The sequence below is a fragment of the Streptomyces sp. NBC_00009 genome (genome assembly GCF_045040855.1).
Taxonomy (GTDB): Bacteria; Actinomycetota; Actinomycetes; order Streptomycetales; family Streptomycetaceae; genus Streptomyces; species Streptomyces aureus.
The window spans coordinates 1,934,841-1,958,613 of the sequence record NZ_CP108312.1 but is presented as its reverse complement, the minus strand read 5'-3'; the positions used below and the strand labels follow the sequence as shown (position 1 = coordinate 1,958,613).

Sequence of the window (23,773 nt, the reverse complement as noted above, 5' to 3'; positions counted from 1 at the left end):
CCGGACCCGTGCGTGTCGAAGAGACAGCAGTCCCCGGGGCGTACGTCATCACCCCGGAACAGATCAGGGACGACCGGGGCAACTTCTACGAGTCCCTGCGCGCGGACGAGCTGGAACGGGTGCTGGGGTACCCGTTCGTGCCGCGCCAGATCAACTACTCGGTCTCCCGCCGCGGCACGCTGCGCGGCATCCACAGCGTGAGCACGCCGCCCGGGCAGGCGAAATACGTCACCTGCGTGCGCGGCGCCCTGCGCGACATCGTGGTGGACCTGCGGGTGGGCTCGCCGGCGTTCGGCCGGCATGCGGTGGTCGAACTGGACGCCGAGTCGGGGCGGTGCGTCTACGTCCCCGAGGGCGTCGGCCACGGATTCCTGGCGCTCGCCGACGACACCTGCATCAGCTACGTCGTGTCCAGCGCCTACGTACCCGGCACCCAGGTGCACATCCAGCCGCTCGACCCGGAACTGGCCCTGCCGTGGGGGTTCTCGGAACCACCGGTGATGTCCGCGAAGGACGCGGGCGCGCCCACTCTGGCCGAGGCCCGCACCGCCGGAATCCTCACGCCGTGGCACCTCGACGGACGCGTCCCGGCCGGGGTGGGCGCATGAGAATCCTGGTCACCGGCGCCGCCGGTTTCATCGGCTCCCACTACGTCCGCACCATGCTGGCGGGCGGGTACCCGCAGTACGAGGACGCCCGGATCACCGTCGTGGACAAGCTCACCTACGCCGGAAACCGCGACAACCTTCCCGACACCCACCCCCGCCTCGACTTCGTCCGGGGGGACATCTGCGACCTGCCGCTCCTCCTCGACCTGCTGCCCGGCCACGACGCCGTGGTCCACTTCGCCGCCGAATCGCATGTCGACCGTTCCATCGACTCGGGGGCCGACTTCGTACGGACCAATGTGGCAGGTACCGAGAACCTCCTCGCGGCCTGCTTGCGCACCGGCGTCGGCCGGGTGGTCCACATCTCCACGGACGAGGTGTACGGCTCCATCGAGGAGGGGTCCTGGACGGAGGAATGGCCGCTGGAGCCCAACACGCCCTATGCCGCGTCCAAAGCGGGATCCGACCTCATCGCCCGCTCCTTCTGGCGCACGCACGGCCTCGATGTGTCGATCACCCGGTGCTCCAACAACTACGGACCCCACCAGCACCCCGAAAAGCTCATTCCGCTCGCCGTCACCAACCTCCTGGAGGGCCGCCCCGTCCCGCTGTACGGCGACGGCGCCCATGTCCGCGAGTGGCTGCACGTCGACGACCACTGCCGGGCGATCCAGCTGGTCCTCACCCGGGGCCGGGCCGGCGAGGTCTACAACGTGGGAGGCGGCAACGAGCGGACCAACACCGAGGTCGCCGGACGCCTCCTGGAGCTGCTCGGCGCCGACCGCTCCGCGCTGCGCCGGGTCGCCGACCGCAAGGGGCACGACCGGCGCTACTCGCTGGACGACACCAAGATCAGGGAGCAGTTGGGCTACCTGCCGATGACCCCCTTCGAGCAGGGGCTCTCCGACACCGTCGACTGGTACCGGGACAACCCGCACTGGTGGAAGGCGGCGAAGTCCGCGGAGGCCGCACGATGAGAGCGGTGGTCCTCGGCGGAACCGGCTTCCTGGGCCGCCACATCCACGCCGCGTTCCAGGACGCCGGGGCGCGGGTGGTGCCGGTGTCGCGGTCCGACGCCACACACACCGACCTCACCACGGACTCCGGGCTGCGCAGCCTCGCCGAACTGCTGGCGCGTATCCGGCCCCACGCGGTCGTCAACGCCGCAGGACGGGCCTGGCAGGCCGACGAACGGCAGATGGCGGAAGGAAACGCCGAGCTGGTCGACCGGCTCATCGGCGTCCTCGCCGCACAGGACCACAGGCCGAGACTGATCCATCTGGGCAGCGTCCACGAGTACGGGCCCGGTCATGCCGGGACGAGCACGGCGGAGGAGCACCCGGCCGCCCCGACCACGCCGTACGGACGGACCAAGCTGCTCGGCACCCGCTCCGTTCTGCGCGCTGTCGCGGCGGGCGAGGCCGACGGGGTCGTGTTGCGCCTCGCCAACGTGTCCGGGCCCGGCACCCCCCGGGGCAGCCTGCTCCGGCAGGTGGCCGACCACCTCGTGGAGGCGGCGCGGGCACAGGACCGGGGGGAGACCCCCGCGGCGCTGAGGTTCCGGACGCTGGCCGTCCGGCGTGACTTCGTGGACGCCCGGGACGTGGCCGACGCGGTACTGGCGGCGGCGGCCGCTCCGCTGTCCTCGGTGAACGGACAGATCGTCAACATCGGCCGGGGCGAGGCGGTGCGGATGCGGCACCTGGTCGCTCGCATGGTCGCCCTGAGCGGTCTGCCCGTCGAGGTCGTCGAGGACGCGGACGGCCGCTCACTGCGTGAGGACGCGCAGTGGCAGCGGCTGGACGTCTCCAAGGCCCGGCGCCTGCTCGGCTGGCACCCACACCGTGATCTGGACCGATCGCTGCGAGACCTGCTCGACACGGCATGCGTACCAGTACGCGGAGAAGAGAGGGAAGAGGCACAGACATGAGCGATCACAAGGCATTGGTCCTGGACGCGGTGCGGGCATACCACCGGGCAGCCGGCTCGGCCGAGCCGTTCACACCCGGTGTGACGGAGATCTGGCCGTCCGGCGCGGTGCTCGAGGAGGAGGACCGGCTGGCGCTGGTCGAGGCCGCGCTGGAGATGCGGATCGCGGCGGGCCCGAGCTCACGCAAGTTCGAGTCGTCGTTCGCCAAGAAGCTGAAACGCCGCAAGGCGCACCTGGTGAACTCCGGGTCCTCCGCGAATCTCCTGGCGGTCTCGGCGCTGACCTCGCACCTCCTGGAGGACCGCCGGCTCCGCCCCGGCGACGAGGTGATCACGGTGGCCGCGGGCTTCCCCACCACGGTGAACCCGATCCTGCAGAACGGCCTGGTCCCGGTCTTCGTCGACATCGAGCTCGGCACGTACAACACGACGGTGGAGCGGGTGGCCGAGGCGATAGGTCCCCGGACCCGCGCGATCATCGTCGCCCACACCCTGGGGAATCCCTACGCGGTCGCGGAGCTCGCCGAACTGGCGACCCAGCACGACCTGTTCCTGATCGAGGACAACTGCGACGCGGTCGGCGCCACCTATGACGGAAGGCCCACGGGCACCTTCGGTGACCTGTCCACCGTCAGCTTCTACCCCGCGCATCACCTGGCGATGGGGGAGGGCGGCTGCGTCCTCACCTCCAACCTGGTGCTGGCCCGGGTGGTGGAGTCGCTGCGCGACTGGGGCCGTGACTGCTGGTGCGAGCCCGGTGTGAGCGATACCTGCCTCAAGCGGTTCAAGTACCAGCTGGGCACGCTGCCCGCCGGCTACGACCACAAGTACATCTACTCCCACGTCGGTTACAACCTCAAGGCCACCGACCTGCAGGCGGCTCTCGGGCTCACCCAGCTCGACAAGCTGGACCGCTTCGTGGACGCGCGCCGGCGCAACTGGCGACGGCTGCGCGAAGGGCTGGACGGGCTTCCGCACCTGATCCTTCCCGAGGCCACGCCGCGCAGTGACCCGAGCTGGTTCGGCTTCGTGCTCACCGTCGATCCCGAGGCGCCTTTCGGCGCGGCCGAGCTGGTGGCCTTCCTGGAGGAACGGAAGATCGGCACCCGCCGGCTGTTCGCCGGCAACCTGACCCGGCACCCCGCCTACGCGGACCAACCGCACCGCGTGGTCGGGGAGTTGACCAACAGTGACATCGTCACCCTGGGCTCCTTCTGGATCGGCGTCTACCCGGGGCTGACCGACGAGATGCTCGACTACGTGATCTCCTCGGTCAAGGAGTTCATCGCGGCACGCGCCTAGAGGTGCATGGTGGGACTGCTCCCGCCCGAAGTGCTGTCAGCGCCGCCCGGACCTGCATCCGGGCGGCGTCGGCGTTACTGCCGACAGCCGACAGCCGACAGCCGACAGCCGACAGCCGACAGCCGACAGCCGACAGCCGACAGCCGACAGCCGACAGCCGACAGCCGACAGCCGACAGCCGGCTCCGGCCCCGGGCATGGCCAAGACGCCGCCCGCCGCCGGGGTGCATGGCGACGGGCCGCGTCGGGTTCCTGGTCACTACCGGCGGCGATACCGTGCGGTCAGCCCTTCCAGGACCGGGACGATGTCGTGCGGGCTCGGCGTGGAGAGCCAGTCGGCGTGCAGCGTGTCCGCGCCGGCCCGGAACTGCGGCTCCCGGAGGACCCGCTGGATCCTGGCGCGCATCTCCTCATGGGACTGCTCCTTGTGGTCGAGGGTCAGGCCCGCGCCGCGGTCGGTGAGATATCTGGCGTAGGCCGGCCCCTCCACCCCCTCGTCGCGCAGGACGAGTTGCGGCACCCGGTGGGCCACGGCCGCCGACAGCGTGCCGCCACCACCGTGGTGGATGATCGCCGAGCAGCTGGGCAACAGCTGGTTGAGCGGCAGGTAGTCGACCGTACGGACATTGTCCGGTACACGCTGACCAGCCAGCTGCGCTTCGTTCAGCGTGGCCACCACCTCGGCGTCCAGACCGCCGACCGTCTCCAGCATGTCGGCGATCATGGCCGCGTTGTTGTGGAACAGCCGTCCGGACATCCCCAGGGAGAGCGCCACCCGCGGCCGCTGTGGCGCGCGGTGCAGCCACCCGGGCACGGCACCGACGCCCGTGTACGGCACCCTGCGCACCGCGACCGTGCGGGCCCCGGTGCGCAGCCGCATCGCCGCCGGCGTGGGGTCGACGCTCCACTGGCCGAGGAGCAACTCCTCGTCGACGTCCAGGCCGTAGTGCTCGGCGACCGGCCGCACCACGTCGACCAGCGGGTCCTCAAGGCCCAGTGCGGGGGCCCCGCCGCGTTCGAGGAACCGGGCGCGGGCCCAGCCGCAGTAGTCCGGCCCCCAGAGCGTGCGGGCCTGAGCGGCGCCGCAGAGCCGGGCCGCCACGGCCGCGGCCGGCCACTGGTCCCAGAGCACCAGGTCCGGTTGCCAGCTGCGGGCCACGTCGACCAGATGCTCCACACCCGGGGCGAGAGCCGAAGAGCCCTCGGGCGTATGGAAGATGCGCAGGGCCGCCAGGGCGTAGTCGCTGAACATCTGCCACGCGTCCTGGTCGCCGGGCCCGATGGCCAGCGCCTCGGCGAGCCGGCTGCGCTCCTCGTCGTCGATCATGAAGCGGCCGACGGCCGAGAGCGGAGGCATGGTGTCCGCGTCGGACAACGGCACCGCGGTGAGACCCGCGGCGGTGACCGACTCCGTCAGCGCGGGGTGGGAGGCGACGCGCACCTCGTGCCCCGCACCCTGCAGGGCCCAGGCGAGCGGAACGACGGGATACAGATGCGCCGACATCGGCCACACGGTGAACAGGACGCGCATCGTGAGCTCCTCAGGGGATCAGGGCTGAGCTGTCTGGAGAGTCACGAGCCTTTCGCCGGTTCCTCGTGCGGATCTGGAGCGCTCCTGGACACGGGCCGTCGGCGCCCTGGAGCAGTGGCTTCCGCTCCAGCGCCCCTCGAGCGCCGTGCACTACCCATGAGGGAGACAGGGGCCCGCCGCGTCGGCGCTCAGGAACGATCACGAGGAGAGAGATGACCACCATTCCGAAGACGGCCCGGGAAGTCCGTATGGCCTCGCACGTGGAGGGGCGGCCGGTCCTCGGCAACTTCGACCTCGTCGAGGTGGAGGTGCCCGAACCGGGCGAGGGAGAGGTCGTCGTCAGGACGGATCACCTGAGCCTCGCCGCGGCCTACGCGGACTTGATGAAGGCCGACTGCAAGCTGCCGCTCCCGCCGTGGAAGGTGGGCGACCGTCTGGGCGGCGGCGCGGTCGGTACCGTGGTGCGTTCCAACAGCCCCGACCTGGCCGTGGGCGACGTCGTCCAGGGCATGAGCGGCTGGTGCGAGTACTCGGTCGGTCCGGCCCAGGGTTACTTCAAGCTGCCCGTCGGTGCCTTCCCGAGCCCGGTGTACTTCCTCAGCCAGGGCCCGACCGCGTACTACGGGATGGCCGAGATCGCCAAGGCGGGCAAGGACGACGTGGTGTTCGTCTCCGGTGCGGCGGGCGGGGTCGGCTCGCTGGCCGGCCAGATCGCCAAGTGCCGGGGTGCCGCGCGCGTCATCGGCAGCGCCGGAAGCAAGGCCAAGGTCGACTACCTGGTCAACGAGCTGGGCTTCGACGCGGCCTTCGACTACCACGACGGTCCTGTCGTCGACCGCCTGCGCGAGCTGGCACCCGACGGCATCAACGTCTTCTTCGACAACGTCGGCGGCGAGCAGTTCGAGGCGGCCGTCGAGGTGGCGGCCCCGCACGCCAGGTTCGCCCTCTGCGGTGCGCTGTCCGGTCAGATCGGTGACACCGAGGCCGGCCGGCCGAGGCTGGACCTGATGACCGCGATCACCAAGCACCTGGAGCTGCGGCCGTTCGCCTGCTACCACACGCCGGAGCAGATCTGGGCCTGGGCGGAGCACTTCGGGACCTGGCTGGGCGAGGGGCGCTTCGTCTTCCCGCACACCGTGGTCGAGGGCGGCATCAAGGAGGCCCCCCAGACGCTGCTGTCGCTGCTGGACGGCGCGTACCGGGGCAACGTGTCCCTCACCGTCTCGGGCTGACCGCGCCCGCCGCACGGCCGGCTACAGGTGCTTGCCGGCGTCGACGACGCCGACGGTGAGCGTCGGGGTGCCTTCCAGGATCTCGCCGATCCGGTCCACCTGGGCGGTCAGTTCGGAGCGCCGGCCGGCGGAGAGCGGGGCGAAGGGCTCCACCCGGATGTCGAGGCGGCGCCCGGACCGCCGTTGGTGCCACACGCCGGCGACCACTCCGTCGATCAGAACCACAGGTACGTTCCCTGCCTGGCCGCCGGAGAGTGCCCGGCCGGCGGCCGGGCCGGGGAACACCGCGTCGCGCGGGTGGCAGCCGATGACGTAGGGGTCGAAGTACGGCAGCAGCTTCAGGCCGCTGCGGGGGCTGGGTGCCGTGGGGCCGGCCGGTTCGGTCGTCCAGGCCGCCGCGCCGTCCAGGTCGACCGGAATCAACTCGTCCGTGATCGTGTCGAAGAGATCCGCCGACCACCTTCTCGGGGCGCCCAGCCACTGCGCGAACTGCTGGGAGGTCGCCGGCCCGTACGCGTGCAGATAGCGGCGCAGGACCTCGGCCGAGGCGGCCGCGCTGTCCATGGGGCGAAAGCCCGGCACCCACCGGCGCGGACTGGTGTACGTGACCTTGCGCCCCCGGTTCGGCCCGAAGCACAGGACACCCCGGTTCGCGGCGGTGTGCAGGGCGGCCCGCCACCGGGGCCAGGCACCGGAGAAGGCGGGCAGCGCCAGGTCGGCCGCCCAGGGGCCGGTGCGGCCGACGACCTCGTCGCCCAGTTCCTCGACGGTCAGTTCGCCGTCCTCGACGGCGGACTCGATCGCTTCCAGCACCTCTTCCACCTGATGCTCTGTCAGTAATGCGTGGGGCAGGGCGCTCGGGGGCTTCGGGATGCAGGACAGGGCGCCGACCCACATGGGGAGCTCCTCGGCCGCGAGCAGGTGCACGGTGCCGCGGGGCCCGTAGCTCTTCACGAGGCTGCGGTCCTTCCAGAGCGCCGACTGCACATCAGTGCGCGTCGTGCCCGGGACGCGCAGCCCGAGCGACATCTCGGCACCGGACATGACCTGCGCATGAGCGCCGCACATGGCGCTCGCGGCCTCCGTGATCCCCCCGCCGGGCGCGGTCCCAGCCAGGAAGTGCCTGCTCACACGGCGGGCACACGCCTCGGCCCAGGACATCCGTAGTTCGTCGGTGGTGCGGTCGGTCATGGAAGTGCGCTCCGTCCGGTCGTAATGATCTGCCGGATTGTCCCGTGCCGTGCTCGACTCCCGCTGGAGAATGACGCGGTGCCGTTCCAGCCGTGCGCGATCCGCGGTCGAGGGGCGCGGCCGAGAGTGGTGCGCGCGCGCTCGTGACGCGCGCACCGACGAAGGGGATGCACCGTGCCGCACCGATCAAGTTCCGCTCCGACCCGGGTCTCGGCCGAACTCCACGTGGAGGTCCAGGCGTTCTACGCGTTCCAGCTCCCGCTCCTGGAGGACCGGAAGCTGGAGGAGTTCGTGCACACGTTCACCGAGGACGGAAGTTATGCTCAGGTCAAGGACGGCTGGGAGCTGGCCGGCCGGGAGAATTTGCTCGCCGCGATGTCCCAGGCGATCCCCTATTACGGCAACAAGATCTTCCGGCACTGGTTCGACAAGTTCGTGATCGAGCAGGTGGCCGAGGACGAGATCAGCGTCGTCTTCCGCTCTCTGGTCAGCGTGACGGACGAGACCGGCGCCGTGGTCCTGGAGCCCAGTTCGACGGTGGAGGACATACTGGTCCGCCGCGACGGCCGGCTGTTCACCCGCTCGCGTGTGGTCCGGCGGGACGTGGCCGCCCCGGACGGCGCACCGGCCGACGCCGACTAGCCATGTCGCCCACCGGGGCGCACTGACCGGGCAGGAACCGGCCACGATACGAGAAAGGGCTGGCATGTCCGTGCTCTCCAACCTGGTGCTCAACCGGACGCTCCTGCAACGTCAGTTGCTGCTGCGCCGCACCGACGGCACCGCCCTCGAGGCGATCAGACACCTGGTCGCGATGCAGGGACAGGAGTGCAATGCGCCGTACGTGGGCCTGTGGGCCCGTGTGGCCGGCTTCGTGCACGAGGACCTGACGGCGCTGCTGCACGATCGCAGCGTGGTGCGGGGGGCGCTGCTGCGCACCACCCAACACCTCACGCCTGCCGAGGACTTCGCACTGCTGCGGCCCCTGGTCCAGCCGGTGCTCGACCGCTCGCCGCGGCAGGGATTCGGCAAGGAGATCGCCGGACTCGATCTCGCCGCCCTCGCCGCGGCCGGCCGGGAGCTGCTGGCCGGACAGACCCTCACCCGGCCCCAGTTGGGCCGGATGCTCGCGGAACGGTTTCCCGGTCGCAGCCCCCAGGCTCTCGGCGGGACGGCCCACTTCCTGCTGGCGCTGCTGCATCCGCCGCCCAGTGGCACCTGGGGCAAGTGGGGCAACCGCAAAGCCGTTCCCTGTGTGCTCGCCGACGAGTGGACCGGTCAGGCCCTGTCGACGTCACCCCAGGTGGAGACCATGGTGCTCCGCTATCTCGCGGCCTTCGGGCCGGCAGGGGTCATGGACGTACAGGCGTGGTGCGGACTCACCCGGCTCGGGCAGGTGCTAGACCGGATGCGGCCCCGGCTGAGGACCTACCGCGACGAGCGGGGCAGGGAACTCTTCGACCTCCCCGACGCGGTGCTCGCCGATCCCGGCCTGCCCGCCCCGGTGCGGTTCCTGCCGCCCTTCGACAACCTCCTCCTCGGACACAGCGACCGCAGCCGGGTGATCGACGACGACGACCGCAAGCAGGTCATGCCGGGGATGTCACAGGTCAGGCCCACGTTCCTGGTCGACGGCTTCGTCGAGGGCACCTGGGCGCTCAACGGGTCGACGCTGCTGCTGAGCCCGTTCCGGCAGCTGTCCGACGAGGACACCCGGGACGTCGTCGAAGAGGCCGGGAAGCTGGCCGCGTTCGTCGGCGAGGACGGCAAGGCCGGCGACGTCGCCTTCGCCTGAGAGCCCGTGAGGAGGCCCTCGCCACGGTCCGGGAACGTTCCAGTGCTGCTCAAGGAGACAGCGGGACGCTGGCCGTCTGACGAGAACGGAGGTTCGCCGTGGTGAGCGAGTTCCACACACAGCGGCCCACATGGTCGCTCGCACCGGGCGACGACCAGGCCGAGTACGCGACGATCGAGGTCCCCCGCGACTACGCCGACCCCGGGGGTGAACGCATCACGCTCGCCCTGAGCCGCCGCCGCGCCACCGACCCGGCGCGACGGCGCGGCATCCTGCTGGCCGTCAACGGCGGCCCCGGCGGCGACTGGGGACACGGCCGGGACCTGCCCGCGAAATTCGCCGGCACCCCGCTGAACGAGGTGTACGACCTCATCGGCTTCGACCCGCGCGGCACCGGGGAGTCCACCCGGCTGTACGCCGAAGTGGCCGTCCCCACCGCGCAGTTCGACTCCCGGCCGCCGGACGGCGCCTTCGCCGAACTGGCCGAGGACATGCGGCTGCGGGAGGAGGCGTGCGCCCGGGGCGGCGGTGAACTGCGCCCGCACATCAGCACCCGAAACACCGCCCGGGACCTGGACGTGATCCGGGCGGTTCTCGGTGAGGACCGGATCAGCTTCGTCGGGTACGCGTACGGCGCCTACGTGGGAGCCGTCTACGGCAGCCTCTTCCCGGCCGCTCTGGACCGGCTCGTACTGGACTCCTGCGTCGGTCCCGACTGGACCTGGCGCGAACAGTTCCTGTGGCAGGGCGACGCCGTGCAGCGCAATGTCGACCTGTGGGCCCGCTGGGCCGGCGAGCGGCACGGCCACTTCGGGATCGGCGCGTCCGCCGAAGCGGTGCTCACCACCGTTGAGGAGGTGGTCGCGGCGCTGGAGAAGCTGCCCGAGGACGCGGTACGGCTGCGGACCCTGTTCGACGGCGCCGTCGGCAACCGCGCGAGCGACCGCGGCCAGTGGGACGGACTCGCGGTCGTGGTCGCCGGCCTGCACGAGAAGGCCGTGGCGGGCGACCTCGACGGCTGCCGCGAACTGCTCGCCGCGCAGGGCACCTGGCGGCCCGCGGACAGCGAGGGCGATCTGCGCGTCGGCGTCCTGGAGGCCATCACGCTCGAGCACGCCTGGCCGTCCGACCTGGAGGTCTACTACCGCGACATGAGGGAGTTCAGGAAGCGGTTCCCGTACGGCTACGGCGTTCTGCGCGCCCAGCCGTGGGTCGGCGCCTTCCGGGCGTTCGAGGCCCCGGAGAAGCCGGTGGCGCTCACCAGGGACGGCTACGGCGCCGGCCTGATCGTGCAGGCCGACGGCGACCCGATGGACCACTACGCGGGCGGCGTGGCCATGGCCGAGCGGCTCGGCCACCACCTGCTCACCGTCGAGGACTCGGGCGAGCACGAGGTGTACGTGCTCGGCGGCAACCCGCATGTGGACGCCGTCGTCCACCGCTATCTCGTGGACGGCGAACTGCCGCCCGCCCGCTCCTCGGTCCCGGGACGCACCCCCCGCCCCGACATCGCGGCGGACACCGCCTGAGCCGGCACATCCGACAACCGCCCGGCCGGGGATCCCCGGCCGGGCGGTTCTCTGTCGGCATGTGACCGTCCGGATGTCAGCGGGCGGCCACGTCCATGCCGCCGTCCAGGGTGAGGATCTGGCCGGTGACGAGCGACTCGGTGTCCCGGGTCAGTTCGGTCACCCACCGCGCGACTTCGCCGGCCTCCGCGATCCGGCCGAGCGGCACCGACTGCGCGACCCCGGCGAAGAGACCCTCCGCCTGCTCGGGCGTCAGGCCGTTGGCCACATAGGCCTCGGTCCGTACGAAACCGGGGGCGACGGCGTTGACCCGGATGCCCTGCGCGGCGAGTTCGGCGGCCCAGCTGCGCGTGAAGCTGTGCAGCGCGGCCTTGCTGGCGGAGTACAGGGAGCTCTCCGGGCCCGGGTTGTGGCCGCCGCGGCTGGAGATCAGCACGATGTTCCCGCCGGGGGTGCGAAGCAGCGGGAGCAGATGGCGGGTCAGCACGACCGGGCCCAGGACGTTGGTCTCCAGCACCTCGCGGGCGACGGCGGTGTCGACGGACGCGAGCGGGCTGAAACGGAAGATGCCGGCGTTGTGCACGAGGACGTCCAGAGTGCCTCCGTGCTCGCGGACCGCCGAGACGACCGTCTCCGCTCCCGTCTCCGTGGTCACGTCGGCGGCGACGGGGACGATCGCCGGGTGTTCCGTGGCGACTTCTTCGAGTCGCTCCTTGCGGCGGCCGGTGATGATGACGGTGGCTGCGCCGAGCCGGGCGAAGGCCAGCGCGGAGGCGCGGCCGATGCCGGTGCCCCCTCCGGTGACGACGACGGTCCGATCGGCAAAAGGCTGGTCCGACATGGGAGTTCCCTCTCTCGGCCGGTGAAGGCGGGGTGACTGGGGCAGGCCCGGGGGCCGGGCAGCCAGTACAGCGAAACCGGCTGGGGCCCCGGTCGAGTGGACACGGAGCGTCCCGGCCCGCGCCGTACGGAGCGGGCTGTACACGCGGTCAAGCGAGCTTTGAGCCCTTCCGTCCAGGGTGTACGCGTCAGTTGCCCCGGCGAGACGCGCCATGCGCGGGAGGAACACATGAACCGATCGGGTACCGAAGGCGTCGGACCGGCGGCCAGACTGCTGCTCGTCGCCGCGGCCGCCGCGCTGGCAGCCGTCCCCGCGACGGGCACGGCGAGCGCCCGGCCTCAGCACGACCACGTGGTGCAGACCCCCGTCGGCAAGTGGAGCCTCAAGGTGAGCTTCAACGGGCAGACGTACGACAGCACGGTGCAGTTCACCAGGAACGGCCGGGCCTTTCTCGTCAAGGGCGGGGCGGGGACCTGGTCCCGTACCGGGGACAACCGCTTCACCTTCCGGATCGCCGAGCCGATCTGGGACTCCCAGGGCCACTACATGGGCCGCGTCGACGTCTCTCAGCGTGCCGTCCAGAGCGGTGACACGTTCACCAGCACCGGAGAGTCCAGGCAGTACGACGCGGACGACAGGCTCGGCCGGGTGGTGCACGCCGAGGACAAGGGCGCCCGGCTCTGACACGTACGTCATGCGCGTCGGCGGCCGTCCGTGAACCGTGGTTCGCGGACGGCCGCCGACGTGTGCGCGGCAGCTGCGGGGCCTTCGTCAGGACGGGTTGTGAATCTTGTCCGCCCAGTCGGCAGCGTCGTGGGTGACGACCCGGGAGCGGGTGAGGAGCTGTCCGGCGCGGCGGACGAGCACGTCCTCGACGACGGTGGTCGGCTCGAAGCTCACCTTGCCCCGCCGGTCGGTCATGCTCACGATCGCCTGGTACCGGACGTGCAGGGTGTCCTCGCCGGCCGTCGTGATGCGCATCCGGTCGAACCAGTAGCGGTACACCAGCCCGTCGTAGTACGGAATGTTCTCCTCCCGCGCGTTGCGCGCGGAGGTCTCCTCGGCGAGCGGCCGGTCCGGATCGCCCCGGCGGGCCTGCATCTCCGTCAGAAGCTGTGTGCGGCCCTCCAGCTTCCAGCCGTTGGGACGGTGCTCGATCGAGCCGTCCTCGGTCATGGTCTCGAGGAACTCCTCCAGCCTGCGCTCCTCGAGGAGCGGCATCTGCCGTGCGTAGAACTGCTGGACCTCCACGTAGAGCTCCGCTCCGACACCTTCCCGGACCTCCGGCAGTGTTTGCGACATCTCATCCTCTTCCGGTCATTGCGCACCACCTCGCCCGGTGATGCCAGCGGCGCTGCCAGCGTGCCGAACGCGACTGGAAGTGCCCTGGAGAGGCACTACACCGCCGGGTCGCGGGGGCGGGCGGCGTGTCCTTGCTCCGGAGCGGAGCGTTGTCCTGATCGCCGGCGTCGAACGGCGACGCACGAGCGCGAAGGGAAAGGCGGACCCGTGGTGAGGCCGGTGGCCGGAGAAGTGGACGAACGAGACCTGCTGGTGGCGGCGTGGGACACCCAGCGACAGGCGCTGCGGCGCGCGGTCGACGGCCTGACCGACCAACAGGCACGCGATACCCCCAGCGCCAGCGAACTGTCCCTGGCGTCCCTCCTCAAGCACGCCGCCCTCGGGGAACCCCCGTGGACCCCCGTGCTGCACGGCGAGGGGGCGGACTGGAGCGACCGCGACGGCGCGGCGGAGTTCGAGGTCGGCCCCGAGGAAACCCTGGACGAGCTGCTGCGCGCCCACGCGGAAGTCGCCGCGCGCACCGACGACGTCGTACGGGCCCTGCCGGATCTGGACCGGACGGTCCCCATGCCCGTGACTCCCTGGGGGCCGACCGCGCCCCCGCGCCCGGTGCGGGCGATCCTGCTTGACCTGCTCGTGGAAGCGGCTCGGCACGCCGGACACGCCGACATCATCCGTGAGTCCATCGACGGCGCGACGGCGCCCAAACTGGCCGGGTACCCGGGTGACCCGGGCAGCGATACGCACTAAGCGACGGGCTCCTGAGCGACGGGCTCGATCGTCACCTCGGTCCGTGTGCGGCCGGCTGCGGCGAAGGAGAGCAGCCGGGCGCCCTCCGCCTTCAGCTCCGTCCGCGCGCCGCGGCCGAGCGGGGACCAGGGTTCGACGACCAGACGGGCCGCGTCCCGCTCCCGCTCGATACGCCACAGCCCGTGGACGAAACCGTCGACCAGGAACGTGGACCGGATGATCCCGTTCCTGGTGAACACGAGGCGGCGCTGCTCCTCGGTGAGGATTCTGGACCGGTCGGCGTGGGAGAGCAGGATGTTGTCGAACTCCGGCAGGAACCGCACCGGCACCGGGGTGTCGCCCGAGGGGCGGGGCGCGCCCGGAAGGTCGTACAGCTGCTGCCCCTGCTCGTCCCGGAACACCCTGAGCCGGGGCCCGAGTTGCCTGACCACGGCGGCGAGGCGGGTCATCCCCGACCAGGTCTGCATGTCCTTCACCGTGGCAGGCCCGAACGCCGCCAGATACCGCTCCACCAGCGCCGCCGGGTCGGCGGCCGGATCGGCCGCCGCGCCCAGCCACGACTCGGCCGTCGTGTGCCGGGCCTGCCCGCTCTCGCCCCACAGCCCACGCGGTGGCACCTGGATCAGGGGCACCCGGTTGCGTACGGCGTTGGCGAGGGCGAAGGCGTCGTGCTCCGGCCATCGCCCGGCCAGAGCGGCGCCCAGCGCGCCCAGCGTCAGCGGTTCGTGCTCCACCAGCTTCCGGCCGAGCGCGGCCACCGCACCGAGGTCCGCGCCCGCCAGCTTCCGCCCGAAGGTGCTGATCAGCGAGCGCTCCAGCGACTCACGCAGCACCGGCCGCAGCCGCTGGCAGTCCCGCGCGGACACGAGATGGATCGTGCCGCGCATGAGGACGATCCTGACCACCTGCCTGGCCCGCACCGCGGCCGCGAGCTCCTCGATCGTGAACCCCGCCAGGCGGGTCCACAGCCCGATGTACGGCGGATCGGGCGCCTGCGCCTGGAGGCCCACCAGATGCTCCACCGCCTCGACCGCCGTCAACGGCGAGCGCTCCATGAGCAGTTGACGGGCGATCAGTGCACGGTTGAGTGCCCTGCGGTCCAGAGTCTGCGGCTCCGGTGCGGCCATGATCCTGCTCTCCCTGTTCCTCGGCTCGCGCGGACTCGAACCGTGCCGCTCAGCGCAAGGTACCGAAGAACGAACGCAGTTCGCCGACCAGCAGCTCGGGCTGCTCCAGCGCGGGGAAGTGGCCGCCGTGCTCGTGGTCGGTCCAGCGGCGCAGATCGGTGAAGCGGTGCTCGCACCAGGCGCGCGGCATCCGGGCGTCCTTGGGGAAGACGGCACAGGCCGTCGGCACGTCGACGCGTCCGAGGGCCATCTTGTTGTGGCTCTCCCAGTAGATCCGGGCCGACGAGGCGCCGGTCCCGGCGAGCCAGGCGAGCGTCACTGCGTCGAGCAGCCGGTCGCGGGGGATGACCTTCTCCACGTCACCGGTGTGGTCGCTCCAGGCCCAGTACTTCTCGATCATCCAGGCCAGCTGTCCGACGGGCGAGTCCGACAGACCGTACCCGAGTGTCTGCGGGCGGGTGGCCTGGAGAACGGAGTACGCCCCCTCGTTGGCCTGGAAGTCCTTGAGCGCGGCGAGGCCGGCGAGATCCCGCTCGTCGAGCTCCACGTGCTCCTGCGGCGGCCTGGCGAAGGGCATCGCCAGATGGATGCCGATCAGCCGCTCGGCCTCGGTCTCGCCCAGGATGGCGGTGAGGAAGGAGCCCCAGTCGGTGCCGTGGGCCGCGAACCGTTCGTAGCCGAGCCGGCGCATCAGCTCGGACCAGGCGGCGGCGGTGCGCTCCACGGTCCAGCCGGTGGTCCGCGGCTTGTCGCTGAAGCCGAAGCCCGGCAGCGACGGGCAGACCACGTGGAAGGCGTCGGCCGGGTCCTCGGGGTCCGTGAGCGGGCCGATGATGTCCAGGAACTCCACGACGGAACCCGGCCAGCCGTGGCTGAGCAGCAGCGGCCTGGCCTGCGGGTGCACGGACCGCACGTGCAGGAAGTGGATGCCGAGCCCGTCGATCTCGGTTCGGAACTGCGGCAGGGCGTTCAGCCGGGCCTCGGTGGCGCGCCAGTCGTACGTGCTCTGCCAGTACGCGGCCAGATCCTGGAGGTAGCCCGCGGGCACCCCCTGCGACCAGTCGTCGACGGTCTCCTTCTCCGGCCAGCGGGTCCGGGAGAGCCGCTCGCGCAGATCGGCGAGGTCCGTCTCGGCGAACTCGACGCGGAACGGCGTCACTTCGGTGCTCATGCGTCCTCCTCCAGGGCTGCCGAAGCCGGGACTGCGGCGTCGGGCGTCACGCTGTGTACGGCGGCTCGAACGCCGGTCGGCCTCACCACTTCACGGGCAGTTCCCACAGCCCGTAGATCACGGCCCCCTCCTTCCGGGGTATCTCCAGGAAGGGCTTGGCGAGTTCGAGGGTGGGGATGCGCTGGAACAGCTTGCTCCACACGATCTCCAGCTCCAGGCGGGCGAGGTCCGCGCCGATGCAGTGGTGCACTCCGTGCCCGAAGCCGAGGTGCTTGCGGCTGCCGCGGGTGATGTCGAGCTTCTCCGGGTCGGGGAAGACCTCCGGGTCACGGTTGGCGGCGAGACCGAGGCAGAGGATGCCGTCGCCCTTGCGGATGGTCTGGCCGCCGATCTCGATGTCCTCCAGGGCGACCCGCGGCACCGCGGTGTCACCGATCGTCGCGAACCGCACCAGCTCCTCGACGGCGGGCTTGACCAACGACGGGTCGGAGAGCAGGAGTTGCAGCTGGTCGGGGTTCTCCAGGAGGCAGGCGGTACCCAGCGAGATCTGGCTGGCGGTGGTCTCGTGGCCGCCGTTCATCAGCAGCCGCACCATGTTGAACAGATCGCGGTCGGTGTACGACTCGCCTGACGCCTCGTAGTCGGCCATCGCCCGGCTCAGCAGGTCCTCGCCCGGCTCGCGCTTCTTCAGCTGGATGAGGTCGCTGACATACGAGTTCACCTCGACGATCGCGGCCTGCCGCTCCTCGGTGGAGCTGTGGCCGCCGAGCAGCGCGGTGCCGTGCTTGATGAAGAACTCGTGCCGGTCCTGCGGGATCCCGAGGAGCTCGCAGATGACCGTCATCGGCACCGGCAGGGAGAACGCGTGGTGGAAGTCCACGACGGGCGTCATCGCAAGGAGCTTGTCGAGGTGGTCGTCGACGATCTCCTCGATCCGCGGCCGCAGCCTGCGCACCTGCCGGCTGGTGAACGTCAGGGCGGCCTTGCGGCGGGTGTCGCTGTGGTCCTTGCCGTCGTATCCGATGAACGACGTCTCGGTGCGGTACTCGGGCGGAGCGATGAAGTAGAAGGGGAAGTTGTCGTGCTTGCGGGACGCGCTGACCCGCGGGTCGGTGAGCAGCCGGCGGATCGTCTCGTAACCGGCGACCGTCCAGATCCGCAGGCCGGATCCCTTCAGCGTGACCTGGGAGACGTCCTTCTCGACGATCTCCTCGTACTCCTTCGGGGGCGTGAACGGGCACTGCCGGGCGTACGGAAAGGTCTTTGTCTCCGCCTCTGCGGCGCCCTGGTCCGTGGCACTGGTGGTCACAGTGAATCCTTCCTCCTGGGGGAGTTACCTCATGAAGAACCGGACAGACAGCAGTTCCCGGAAGACGGTGCCAGCGCGCGCTCGGGCACAGGTGGAGTCGAAGCCGACCACCGTCCAGGAGCGCTCGAGCGGTGCCCTGGCGCGGCTCCCTAGTCTCGCGGGATGGGCATAGCGACGACAGAGGGCCGGCCCCGCGGGACCGGCCCGTTGAGCGGGCTGCGGGTGGTCGAACTGGCGGCGATAGGGCCGGTGCCCTTCGCCTGCATGGTCCTTGCCGATCTCGGCGCCGAGGTGATCCGGGTCGACCGGGCCGACGGCCGGCGCTCCTTCGAGGAGTGGCACCGGGAGCTCGACCGGGGCCGCCGCCACGTCGCCCTGGACCTGAAGAATCCGGACGGCGTCGCGGAACTCCTGAGTCTGCTCGAGAGTTCGGACGTCCTGGTCGAGGGCTTCAGGCCGGGAGTGGCGGAGCGGCTGGGCATCGGGCCCGAGGTGTGCCTGGCACGCAACCCCGCACTCGTCTACGCCCGGATGACGGGCTGGGGCCAGGACGGCCCCCTCGCCACGTCACCCGGGCACGACATCAACTACCTCGCCCTGACCGGCGCCCTGGACGCGATAGGGGAGGCCGGCGGCCCGCCCGTCGTCCCGGTGAACCTCCTCGGGGACTTCGGGGGTGGCTCCATGTTCCTGCTCGCCGGCGTCCTCGCGGCCCTGTACGAACGCGAGTCGACCGGGGCCGGCCGGGTCGTCGACGCCGCGATCGTGGACGGGGTCGGCGCGATGCTCGGCATGCTCGTCGGGATGCGGTCGGCCGGACAGTGGCGGCACGAGCGCGGCACGAACCTGCTCGACGGCGGCGCCCCCTTCTACACCTGTTACGCGTGCGCCGACGGCGGATACGTCGCGGTCGGGGCCCTGGAGGAGCGCTTCTACGCGGCGCTGCTCGACGGCCTCGGACTCGACGCGGCAGCGCTGCCCGACCGCGACGACCCGCGGAACTGGCCCGCTCTGCGACGGACGTTCGCGAACTGCTTCGTCGGCCGGAGCCGGGACCACTGGGCACGGCTGTTCGAGGGAACCGAGGCTTGTGTGACGCCGGTGCTGAGCGCCGCCGAGGCCGCCTCGCATCCGCACCACCAGGCACGCGGCAGCGGACCCGCCGCGGTGGCCCCGCGCTTCGTCCGCACTCCGGCGCAATTGCCCTGACTCCGGCGTCGGCCCACGGTCCATCACCGCTCGAGCCGTTCTCCGGGCCACCGTCTGACGGTGGGTTCAGCATCCGGAGGCCGGTACCACCGGCGCACACAGGACAAGGGAGGGGCGATGGCCGAGCAGAGCTTCCAGCTCTACGACACGACCCTGCGCGACGGCGCCCAGCAGGAAGGCATGGTGCTGACGGTCGAGGACAAGCTCGCCGTCGCACGTGAACTCGACGGACTCGGCGTGGGATTCATCGAGGGCGGCTGGCCCGGGGCCGTACCCCGGGACACCGAGTTCTTCCGCCGGGCCCGCACCGAACTCGACCTGAAGCACGCCGAGCTGGCCGCGTTCGGAGCCACCCGCAGGCCCGGCGTCCCCGCCCCCGTCGACCCGCAGGTACGAGCCCTGCTCGCGGCCGAGACGCCCGTGGTGACCCTCGTCGCGAAGAGCCACACGGGCCATGTCCGCGACGCGCTGCGCACCACCCTCGCCGAGAACCTGTCCATGATCGGCGGCACGGTACGCCACCTGGTGCACGCGGGGCGGCGGGTCTTCGTCGACGCGGAACACTACTTCGACGGCTATCAGCTCAACCGCGAGTACGCCCTCGCCGTGGTCCGCACCGCGGCCGAGGCCGGCGCGGAGACCGTCGTCCTGTGCGACACCAACGGCGGCTCACTGCCCGACGAGGTGGCGGCCGTCGTCGCCGAGACCCGCGCCCTGACCGGCGTACAGCTCGGCATCCACTGCCACAACGACACCGGCTGCGCCGTCGCGAACACCATGGCGGCGGTGGACGCCGGCGCCGTCCAGGCCCAGGGCACCGCCCACGGCTACGGCGAACGGTGCGGCAACGCCGACCTGTTCACCGTCATCGCCAACCTCGTGCTCAAGCGCGGACGCGAGGTCGTGCCGCTGGAACGGCTCGCGGGCCTGGCCGCGACCGGCCGGGCCGTCGCCGAGCTGACCCAGCTCCCCGGCAGCGCCGCCGCGCCCTACATCGGCGAGTCGGCGTTCACGCACAAGGCCGGACTGCACGCCTCGGCCCTGCGCGTGGACCCCGACCTCTACCAGCACACCCGCCCGGCGCTGGTGGGCAACACGATGCGCACGCTCGTCTCCGACATGGGCGGCCGCTCCTCGATCGAGCTGAAGGCCCGCGAGCTGGGCTACGACGTCGAAGCGGGCTCCGACGAAGTGGCCCGCGCCGCCACCCGCGTGAAGGAACTGGAGAGCGCCGGCTACAGCTTCGAGTCCGCCGACGCCTCCTTCGAACTGCTGCTGCGCGAAGAGCTGACGGGCGCCCCGCGGTCCCACCCGTTCGAGGTCGAGTCCTGGTCCGTCAGTGTCTTCAGCGTCCCGGGCGTGCCCGACGACGAGGTCCGCACCGACGCCACCGTGCGCCTGTCCGTCCAGGGCCGGTCCATCACCGCGACCGGACACGGCAACGGCCCGGTCAACGCCCTGGACACCGCGCTGCACGCCGCCCTCGACCCCTGCTTCCCGGCCCTGGCCCGGCTCCGGCTCGTCGATTACCGGGTCCGCGTGCTCAGCGGCGAGACCGGCAGCAGTGCCAGTGCCCGCGTCCTCATCTCGTACCAGGACGGCGCCCGCCGCTGGGGCACCGTCGGTGTCGACGCCAACACCACCGCGGCCAGCTGGCACGCGCTGCTCGACGCCGTCCACTACGTCCTGCTCGACGAGCCGCCCGGCCGGGAACGGCCCACCGCACTCGGCGTCACCGAGCCGCTCGAACCGTTCCGCCTCTGACCCGCCGGACAGGCCCCGGCGAACGCACCGGCCGAGCCCCGACCTGACTTGGAGAGACAGTGCGTCTGGAAGACGTCTACATACGGGGGACCGCCACACGGCTTCCCGCTCGCCTCCCGATCGCCGACGCGGTCGCCTCCGGAGCCTGCCCGCCGGGGACGGCCGCGGCCACCGGCATGGAGTCGGTGGCGTTCTCGCCCGACGAGTCGGCCGCCGAAATGGCCGCGGCCGCCGCGCGGACCGCCCTGACCCGGGCCGGCAGCGACGGCGGTGACGTGGACCTGCTGCTGCACGCCGACACCTACCACCAGGGCCAGGACCTCTGGCCGGTCGCCTCGTACATCCAGCGCGAGGCGCTCGGCAACACCTGCCAGGCCATCGAGATACGGCAGATGTCCAACGGCGGGCTCGCCGCGCTCGACCTGGCGGCCGCCTACCTCACCGCGGGCCACGGACACCGTGACGCCCTCCTCACCACCGCCGACCGCTTCTGCGCCCCGGGCATCGACCGCTGGAAGACCGACCCCGGTACGCCCTACGCCGACGGAGCCACCTCGCTGGTGCTCTCCCGGCGCGGCGGCTACGCCCGGCTCGTCTCGCTCGCCCTGCACGCGGACCCCGACCTGGAGCCGCTGCACCGCGGCGATGACCCCTTCACCAAGGCCCCGTTCGGCCACCGCATCCCCGTCGACTTCGAGGCGGCCAAGCGCGCCTTCGTCGGCCGCGCCGGAATGTCGTACGCCATCTCCCGGGCGCACAACGGGCAGCAGACGGTGATCAAGCAGGCGCTGGCCGACGCCGGCTCCGAACTCGCGGAGGCCGACTGGGTGGTACTGCCGCACTTCGGCCGGCGGCGCCTGACGTCGATCTACTACAAGCCGTTCGGCATCGACCCCGCCCGCACCACCTGGGACTACAGCCGCACCGTCGGGCATCTCGGCGCGGGCGACCAGTTCGCCGGCCTCGACCACCTGACCGTCTCCGGGCGCGCGGCGCCGGGCGACCGGATCGTCCTGGTCAGCGTCGGCGCCGGTTACAGCTGGGGCTGCGCCGTGATCGACATGCTCGAACGCCCTTATCCGGCCTAGGAGTTGTCCCGAGCGGCGGCCCGAAAGGCCGGCCTCCGCAGGACATCGGCCAACGTTCCACCGGTTCTCCAGTTTCGCTTGAGCACACCATGCCAACCTTGTGATCCGCCCTGCAGCGGACAGTCCGAAGGGAATTGCCGTGGCGCCGACCACCTCCACTTCCGAGACCGCAGCGCTCCACGTCGCCGAGCACTCCATCACCGTGGCCGCGTCCGCCGCCACCGTCTACGCGCTGGTGGCCGATGTCGCCGAGTGGCCGCAGGTGTTCGGCCCCACGGTGCACGTCGAGGTGCTCGAAGAGGCCCCCGCCGAAGGCGGCGAGCAGCTCCTGCGCATCTGGGCCGTCGCCGGCGACAAGGTGCGCACCTGGACCTCGCGCCGCGTCCTCGACCCGGCGACCCGCACCATCACCTTCCGCCAGGTGGTGACGGCCCACCCCGTCGCCGAGATGGGCGGTGAGTGGCGCGTCCAGGAACTGGAGGACGGCACCACCCGCGTGACGCTGCTGCACGACTACCGTGCCGTGAACGGCGACCCGGCCGCCGAGGAACTCATCGAGCAGGCCGTCGACCGCAACAGCCGCGCCGAGCTCCTCGCCCTGAAGAACACCGCCGAACTCGGTGACGCGCGCGAGGAACTCCACTTCACCTTCAGCGACTCCGAGACCGTCTTCGGCGCGGCCGGCGACGTCTTCGCCTTCCTGGACCGCGCCGACCTGTGGCCGCAGCGGCTGCCGCACGTGGCCCGCCTCGACCTCACCGAGGACGAGGCCGGCATCCAGCACATGGACATGGACACCGCGAGCCCCGACGGCTCGACCCACAACACCACCTCCGTCCGCGTCTGCTTCGAGGACCGCAAGGTCATCGTCTACAAGCAGCTCAGGGTGCCCGTCGCGATGAGCGGCCACACCGGACGCTGGGTGATCGAATCGCTGGGTGACGGCACCGTCCGGGCCACGTCGTGGCACACCGTGACCCTGGACCCGGGCGGAGTACGCACCGCACTGGGCCCGCAGGCCACCCTCGCCGAGGCCCGCGCGCTGGTGCGCAAGGCGCTCGGGACCAACAGCTCCACCACGTTGCGCCATGCCAAGCAGTTCGCGGAGGAACAAGCACGTGCACAGTCGTAGTCAGGACACACCGCTCACGGTGGTCAACCGGTTCGAGGTCAAGAGCGACACCGCCTGGTTCGAGCGCGAGTTCCGGGATCACTCCCAGTACCTGCGCAGACGCAAGGGCTTCGACTTCCTGGTGACCGTACAGCTGGTCGAACGGCCCAACGTGTACATCCACCTCGGGCACTGGCAGAGCATGCGGGGCTTCCTCGACACGGTCCACGACGACACCTTCCAGGCCCACGTCAAGAAACTCGGCCCGCTCGTCAACACCGAGGTGGACCAGGCCGTGAGCGTAGGGCGGGTGCTCAAGGAGAACGCCGTCGTGGGAGCCCGGAACGTCGTCCTGACCCGGGCCAGAACCCTCGGCGCCACGTCGTCCTCGTTCGAGCGGCTCTTCGCCGAGACCAGCGAGCACTTCGGCCGGCTCGGCGGCTTCGGCGGCAGTGACCTGCTGCGCTCGACGCTCCGCCCCGACACCTACACGGGCATCCAGTGGTGGCGGGACACCGCGGACTGCGAGCGGGCCCTGGCCGACCCGGGCCACCGTGCGCAGGCCGAACAACTGCGCCGCGTCGCCGACATCGAGGTGGAGCGGACCCGGCACGTGGCGTACGAGCGCGTCGTCGCCTGACGCGTCCGCCGTTCCACCCGCACCGGAGCCGAGGGCCATCAGGTCCTCGGCTCCGGCGCGTCCGGGGCACGAGCCCGCTTCGAGCGGGTGGGCGCAGGCTGTCCTCATGGTGAACCAGATGCGTATCACTGTGGTCCGCGGCCGGCCCGACGAGGCCGAACTGGCGGCCGTGACCGCCGTGCTGCTCGCCCTCGTGCGACGCGCGGGCGAGCCCGACGACGAGGTCAAGGCCGCGTACGCGGGCTGGACCGTCAAGGGCGGCGGCCACGGCCTCGGGGCCGTCGGGAATGCGCCGTGAACGCGAGTTCGCCGTACATCCACCGGCGAGGCGGAGGTCCCCTCAGG

The 23,773-nt window shown here is 71.3% G+C and carries 23 protein-coding genes; 16 read left to right on the top strand and 7 right to left on the bottom strand.

Annotation, left to right across the window (positions count from 1 at the left end; translation table 11 throughout):
* Window positions 1-8 precede the first annotated feature (8 nt).
* Genes OHA58_RS08695 through rfbH form a run of 4 tightly spaced genes read left to right on the top strand, consistent with a single transcriptional unit; the run spans window position 9 to window position 3,839 of the window.
* The gene (locus OHA58_RS08695; RefSeq protein ID WP_405477994.1) at window positions 9-608 is read left to right on the top strand and encodes a dTDP-4-dehydrorhamnose 3,5-epimerase family protein; all 600 of its coding nucleotides are present in this window, start codon (window positions 9-11) and stop codon (window positions 606-608) included.
* Complete coding sequence (rfbB, locus tag OHA58_RS08690) at window positions 605-1,585, top strand: dTDP-glucose 4,6-dehydratase (protein ID WP_405477992.1); 981 nt, start codon at window positions 605-607, stop codon at window positions 1,583-1,585. Before OHA58_RS08695 ends, rfbB begins: the two co-directional genes overlap by 4 nt.
* Complete coding sequence (locus OHA58_RS08685) at window positions 1,582-2,538, top strand: NAD-dependent epimerase/dehydratase family protein (protein ID WP_405477990.1); 957 nt, start codon at window positions 1,582-1,584, stop codon at window positions 2,536-2,538. Before rfbB ends, OHA58_RS08685 begins: the two co-directional genes overlap by 4 nt.
* Entirely contained in the window at window positions 2,535-3,839 is a 1,305-nt protein-coding gene (rfbH, locus tag OHA58_RS08680) for a lipopolysaccharide biosynthesis protein RfbH (RefSeq protein WP_405477988.1), read from the top strand. Before OHA58_RS08685 ends, rfbH begins: the two co-directional genes overlap by 4 nt.
* 258 nt (window positions 3,840-4,097) lie before the next feature.
* Here rfbH and OHA58_RS08675 read toward each other — a convergent pair whose 3' ends face one another.
* Window positions 4,098-5,369: a nucleotide disphospho-sugar-binding domain-containing protein gene (locus OHA58_RS08675; protein WP_405477986.1), complete on the bottom strand. Its 1,272-nt coding sequence runs from the start codon at window positions 5,367-5,369 to the stop codon at window positions 4,098-4,100.
* A 212-nt stretch (window positions 5,370-5,581) separates the two neighbouring features.
* Here OHA58_RS08675 and OHA58_RS08670 point away from each other — a divergent pair, with 212 nt between their 5' ends.
* Window positions 5,582-6,601, top strand: a complete 1,020-nt coding sequence (locus OHA58_RS08670) for a zinc-binding dehydrogenase (RefSeq protein WP_405477985.1) — start codon at window positions 5,582-5,584, stop codon at window positions 6,599-6,601.
* Window positions 6,602-6,622: 21 nt separating this feature from the next.
* On the opposite strand, the gene OHA58_RS08665 is transcribed toward OHA58_RS08670, so the two are convergent.
* Window positions 6,623-7,792, bottom strand: a complete 1,170-nt coding sequence (locus tag OHA58_RS08665) for a winged helix DNA-binding domain-containing protein (protein ID WP_405477984.1) — start codon at window positions 7,790-7,792, stop codon at window positions 6,623-6,625.
* Window positions 7,793-7,966: 174 nt separating this feature from the next.
* On the opposite strand from OHA58_RS08665, the gene OHA58_RS08660 reads away from it, so the two are divergent.
* The 3 genes from OHA58_RS08660 to OHA58_RS08650 all read left to right on the top strand — a co-directional run bounded on the left by OHA58_RS08660 (window position 7,967) and on the right by OHA58_RS08650 (window position 11,116).
* Complete coding sequence (locus tag OHA58_RS08660; protein ID WP_405477982.1) at window positions 7,967-8,434, top strand: nuclear transport factor 2 family protein; 468 nt, start codon at window positions 7,967-7,969, stop codon at window positions 8,432-8,434.
* 64 nt (window positions 8,435-8,498) lie between these two features.
* Entirely contained in the window at window positions 8,499-9,587 is a 1,089-nt protein-coding gene (locus tag OHA58_RS08655; protein WP_405477980.1) for a winged helix DNA-binding domain-containing protein, read from the top strand.
* 101 nt (window positions 9,588-9,688) lie between these two features.
* Window positions 9,689-11,116 (top strand): alpha/beta fold hydrolase, encoded by a 1,428-nt coding sequence (locus OHA58_RS08650; protein ID WP_227297722.1) that lies wholly within the window; start codon window positions 9,689-9,691, stop codon window positions 11,114-11,116.
* A 76-nt stretch (window positions 11,117-11,192) separates the two neighbouring features.
* Here the strand turns inward: OHA58_RS08650 and OHA58_RS08645 are convergent, their stop codons facing one another.
* Complete coding sequence (locus OHA58_RS08645) at window positions 11,193-11,957, bottom strand: SDR family NAD(P)-dependent oxidoreductase (RefSeq protein ID WP_376543849.1); 765 nt, start codon at window positions 11,955-11,957, stop codon at window positions 11,193-11,195.
* A gap of 228 nt (window positions 11,958-12,185) precedes the next feature.
* Between OHA58_RS08645 and OHA58_RS08640 the strand changes: the two genes are divergently transcribed.
* On the top strand, window positions 12,186-12,641 hold the full coding sequence (locus OHA58_RS08640; protein WP_405477978.1) for a hypothetical protein: 456 nt from the start codon (window positions 12,186-12,188) through the stop codon (window positions 12,639-12,641).
* A gap of 87 nt (window positions 12,642-12,728) precedes the next feature.
* Here OHA58_RS08640 and OHA58_RS08635 read toward each other — a convergent pair whose 3' ends face one another.
* Window positions 12,729-13,259, bottom strand: a complete 531-nt coding sequence (locus OHA58_RS08635; protein ID WP_351442504.1) for a nuclear transport factor 2 family protein — start codon at window positions 13,257-13,259, stop codon at window positions 12,729-12,731.
* Window positions 13,260-13,490: 231 nt separating this feature from the next.
* On the opposite strand from OHA58_RS08635, the gene OHA58_RS08630 reads away from it, so the two are divergent.
* Window positions 13,491-14,009: a DinB family protein gene (locus OHA58_RS08630; protein WP_405477976.1), complete on the top strand. Its 519-nt coding sequence runs from the start codon at window positions 13,491-13,493 to the stop codon at window positions 14,007-14,009.
* Here the strand turns inward: OHA58_RS08630 and OHA58_RS08625 are convergent.
* The 3 genes from OHA58_RS08625 to OHA58_RS08615 all read right to left on the bottom strand — a co-directional run bounded on the left by OHA58_RS08625 (window position 14,006) and on the right by OHA58_RS08615 (window position 17,616).
* Window positions 14,006-15,136 (bottom strand): winged helix DNA-binding domain-containing protein, encoded by a 1,131-nt coding sequence (locus tag OHA58_RS08625; RefSeq protein ID WP_405477975.1) that lies wholly within the window; start codon window positions 15,134-15,136, stop codon window positions 14,006-14,008. The two genes, OHA58_RS08630 and OHA58_RS08625, sit on opposite strands and share 4 nt — an antisense overlap.
* A 49-nt stretch (window positions 15,137-15,185) precedes the next feature.
* Complete coding sequence (locus OHA58_RS08620; protein ID WP_405477973.1) at window positions 15,186-16,307, bottom strand: epoxide hydrolase family protein; 1,122 nt, start codon at window positions 16,305-16,307, stop codon at window positions 15,186-15,188.
* Between the two features lie 82 nt (window positions 16,308-16,389).
* Window positions 16,390-17,616 carry a cytochrome P450 gene (locus OHA58_RS08615; RefSeq protein ID WP_405477972.1) on the bottom strand — a complete coding sequence of 409 codons (1,227 nt, stop codon included), beginning with the start codon at window positions 17,614-17,616 and terminating at the stop codon, window positions 16,390-16,392.
* A 162-nt stretch (window positions 17,617-17,778) separates the two neighbouring features.
* Here OHA58_RS08615 and OHA58_RS08610 point away from each other — a divergent pair, with 162 nt between their 5' ends.
* The 6 genes from OHA58_RS08610 to OHA58_RS08585 all read left to right on the top strand — a co-directional run bounded on the left by OHA58_RS08610 (window position 17,779) and on the right by OHA58_RS08585 (window position 23,726).
* A complete protein-coding gene (locus OHA58_RS08610) occupies window positions 17,779-18,825 on the top strand; it encodes a CaiB/BaiF CoA transferase family protein (protein ID WP_405477970.1) in 1,047 nt (348 codons plus the stop codon).
* A 117-nt stretch (window positions 18,826-18,942) separates the two neighbouring features.
* Complete coding sequence (gene cimA, locus OHA58_RS08605) at window positions 18,943-20,589, top strand: citramalate synthase (RefSeq protein ID WP_405477968.1); 1,647 nt, start codon at window positions 18,943-18,945, stop codon at window positions 20,587-20,589.
* A gap of 59 nt (window positions 20,590-20,648) precedes the next feature.
* Window positions 20,649-21,677: a ketoacyl-ACP synthase III family protein gene (locus OHA58_RS08600; RefSeq protein ID WP_405477966.1), complete on the top strand. Its 1,029-nt coding sequence runs from the start codon at window positions 20,649-20,651 to the stop codon at window positions 21,675-21,677.
* A gap of 139 nt (window positions 21,678-21,816) precedes the next feature.
* Window positions 21,817-22,809 carry an aromatase/cyclase gene (locus OHA58_RS08595; RefSeq protein ID WP_405477965.1) on the top strand — a complete coding sequence of 331 codons (993 nt, stop codon included), beginning with the start codon at window positions 21,817-21,819 and terminating at the stop codon, window positions 22,807-22,809.
* Window positions 22,796-23,428 (top strand): antibiotic biosynthesis monooxygenase family protein, encoded by a 633-nt coding sequence (locus OHA58_RS08590; RefSeq protein WP_405477963.1) that lies wholly within the window; start codon window positions 22,796-22,798, stop codon window positions 23,426-23,428. The genes OHA58_RS08595 and OHA58_RS08590 overlap by 14 nt, the downstream gene beginning before the upstream one ends.
* Window positions 23,429-23,546: 118 nt before the next feature.
* Window positions 23,547-23,726 carry an acyl-CoA carboxylase subunit epsilon gene (locus OHA58_RS08585; RefSeq protein ID WP_405477961.1) on the top strand — a complete coding sequence of 60 codons (180 nt, stop codon included), beginning with the start codon at window positions 23,547-23,549 and terminating at the stop codon, window positions 23,724-23,726.
* Window positions 23,727-23,773: the final 47 nt, after the last annotated feature.

Coding starts and splice junctions, on each gene's coding strand:
- OHA58_RS08655 (WP_405477980.1), top strand. CDS start 8,499: ATGTCCGTGCTCTCCAACCTGGTGCTCAACCGGACGCTCCTGCAACGT.
- OHA58_RS08675 (WP_405477986.1), bottom strand. CDS start 5,369: ATGCGCGTCCTGTTCACCGTGTGGCCGATGTCGGCGCATCTGTATCCC.
- rfbB (WP_405477992.1), top strand. CDS start 605: ATGAGAATCCTGGTCACCGGCGCCGCCGGTTTCATCGGCTCCCACTAC.
- cimA (WP_405477968.1), top strand. CDS start 18,943: ATGGCCGAGCAGAGCTTCCAGCTCTACGACACGACCCTGCGCGACGGC.
- OHA58_RS08620 (WP_405477973.1), bottom strand. CDS start 16,307: ATGAGCACCGAAGTGACGCCGTTCCGCGTCGAGTTCGCCGAGACGGAC.
- OHA58_RS08670 (WP_405477985.1), top strand. CDS start 5,582: ATGACCACCATTCCGAAGACGGCCCGGGAAGTCCGTATGGCCTCGCAC.
- OHA58_RS08635 (WP_351442504.1), bottom strand. CDS start 13,259: ATGTCGCAAACACTGCCGGAGGTCCGGGAAGGTGTCGGAGCGGAGCTC.
- OHA58_RS08640 (WP_405477978.1), top strand. CDS start 12,186: ATGAACCGATCGGGTACCGAAGGCGTCGGACCGGCGGCCAGACTGCTG.
- OHA58_RS08610 (WP_405477970.1), top strand. CDS start 17,779: ATGGGCATAGCGACGACAGAGGGCCGGCCCCGCGGGACCGGCCCGTTG.
- OHA58_RS08625 (WP_405477975.1), bottom strand. CDS start 15,136: ATGGCCGCACCGGAGCCGCAGACTCTGGACCGCAGGGCACTCAACCGT.
- OHA58_RS08645 (WP_376543849.1), bottom strand. CDS start 11,957: ATGTCGGACCAGCCTTTTGCCGATCGGACCGTCGTCGTCACCGGAGGG.
- OHA58_RS08665 (WP_405477984.1), bottom strand. CDS start 7,792: ATGACCGACCGCACCACCGACGAACTACGGATGTCCTGGGCCGAGGCG.
- OHA58_RS08585 (WP_405477961.1), top strand. CDS start 23,547: ATGCGTATCACTGTGGTCCGCGGCCGGCCCGACGAGGCCGAACTGGCG.
- OHA58_RS08685 (WP_405477990.1), top strand. CDS start 1,582: ATGAGAGCGGTGGTCCTCGGCGGAACCGGCTTCCTGGGCCGCCACATC.
- rfbH (WP_405477988.1), top strand. CDS start 2,535: ATGAGCGATCACAAGGCATTGGTCCTGGACGCGGTGCGGGCATACCAC.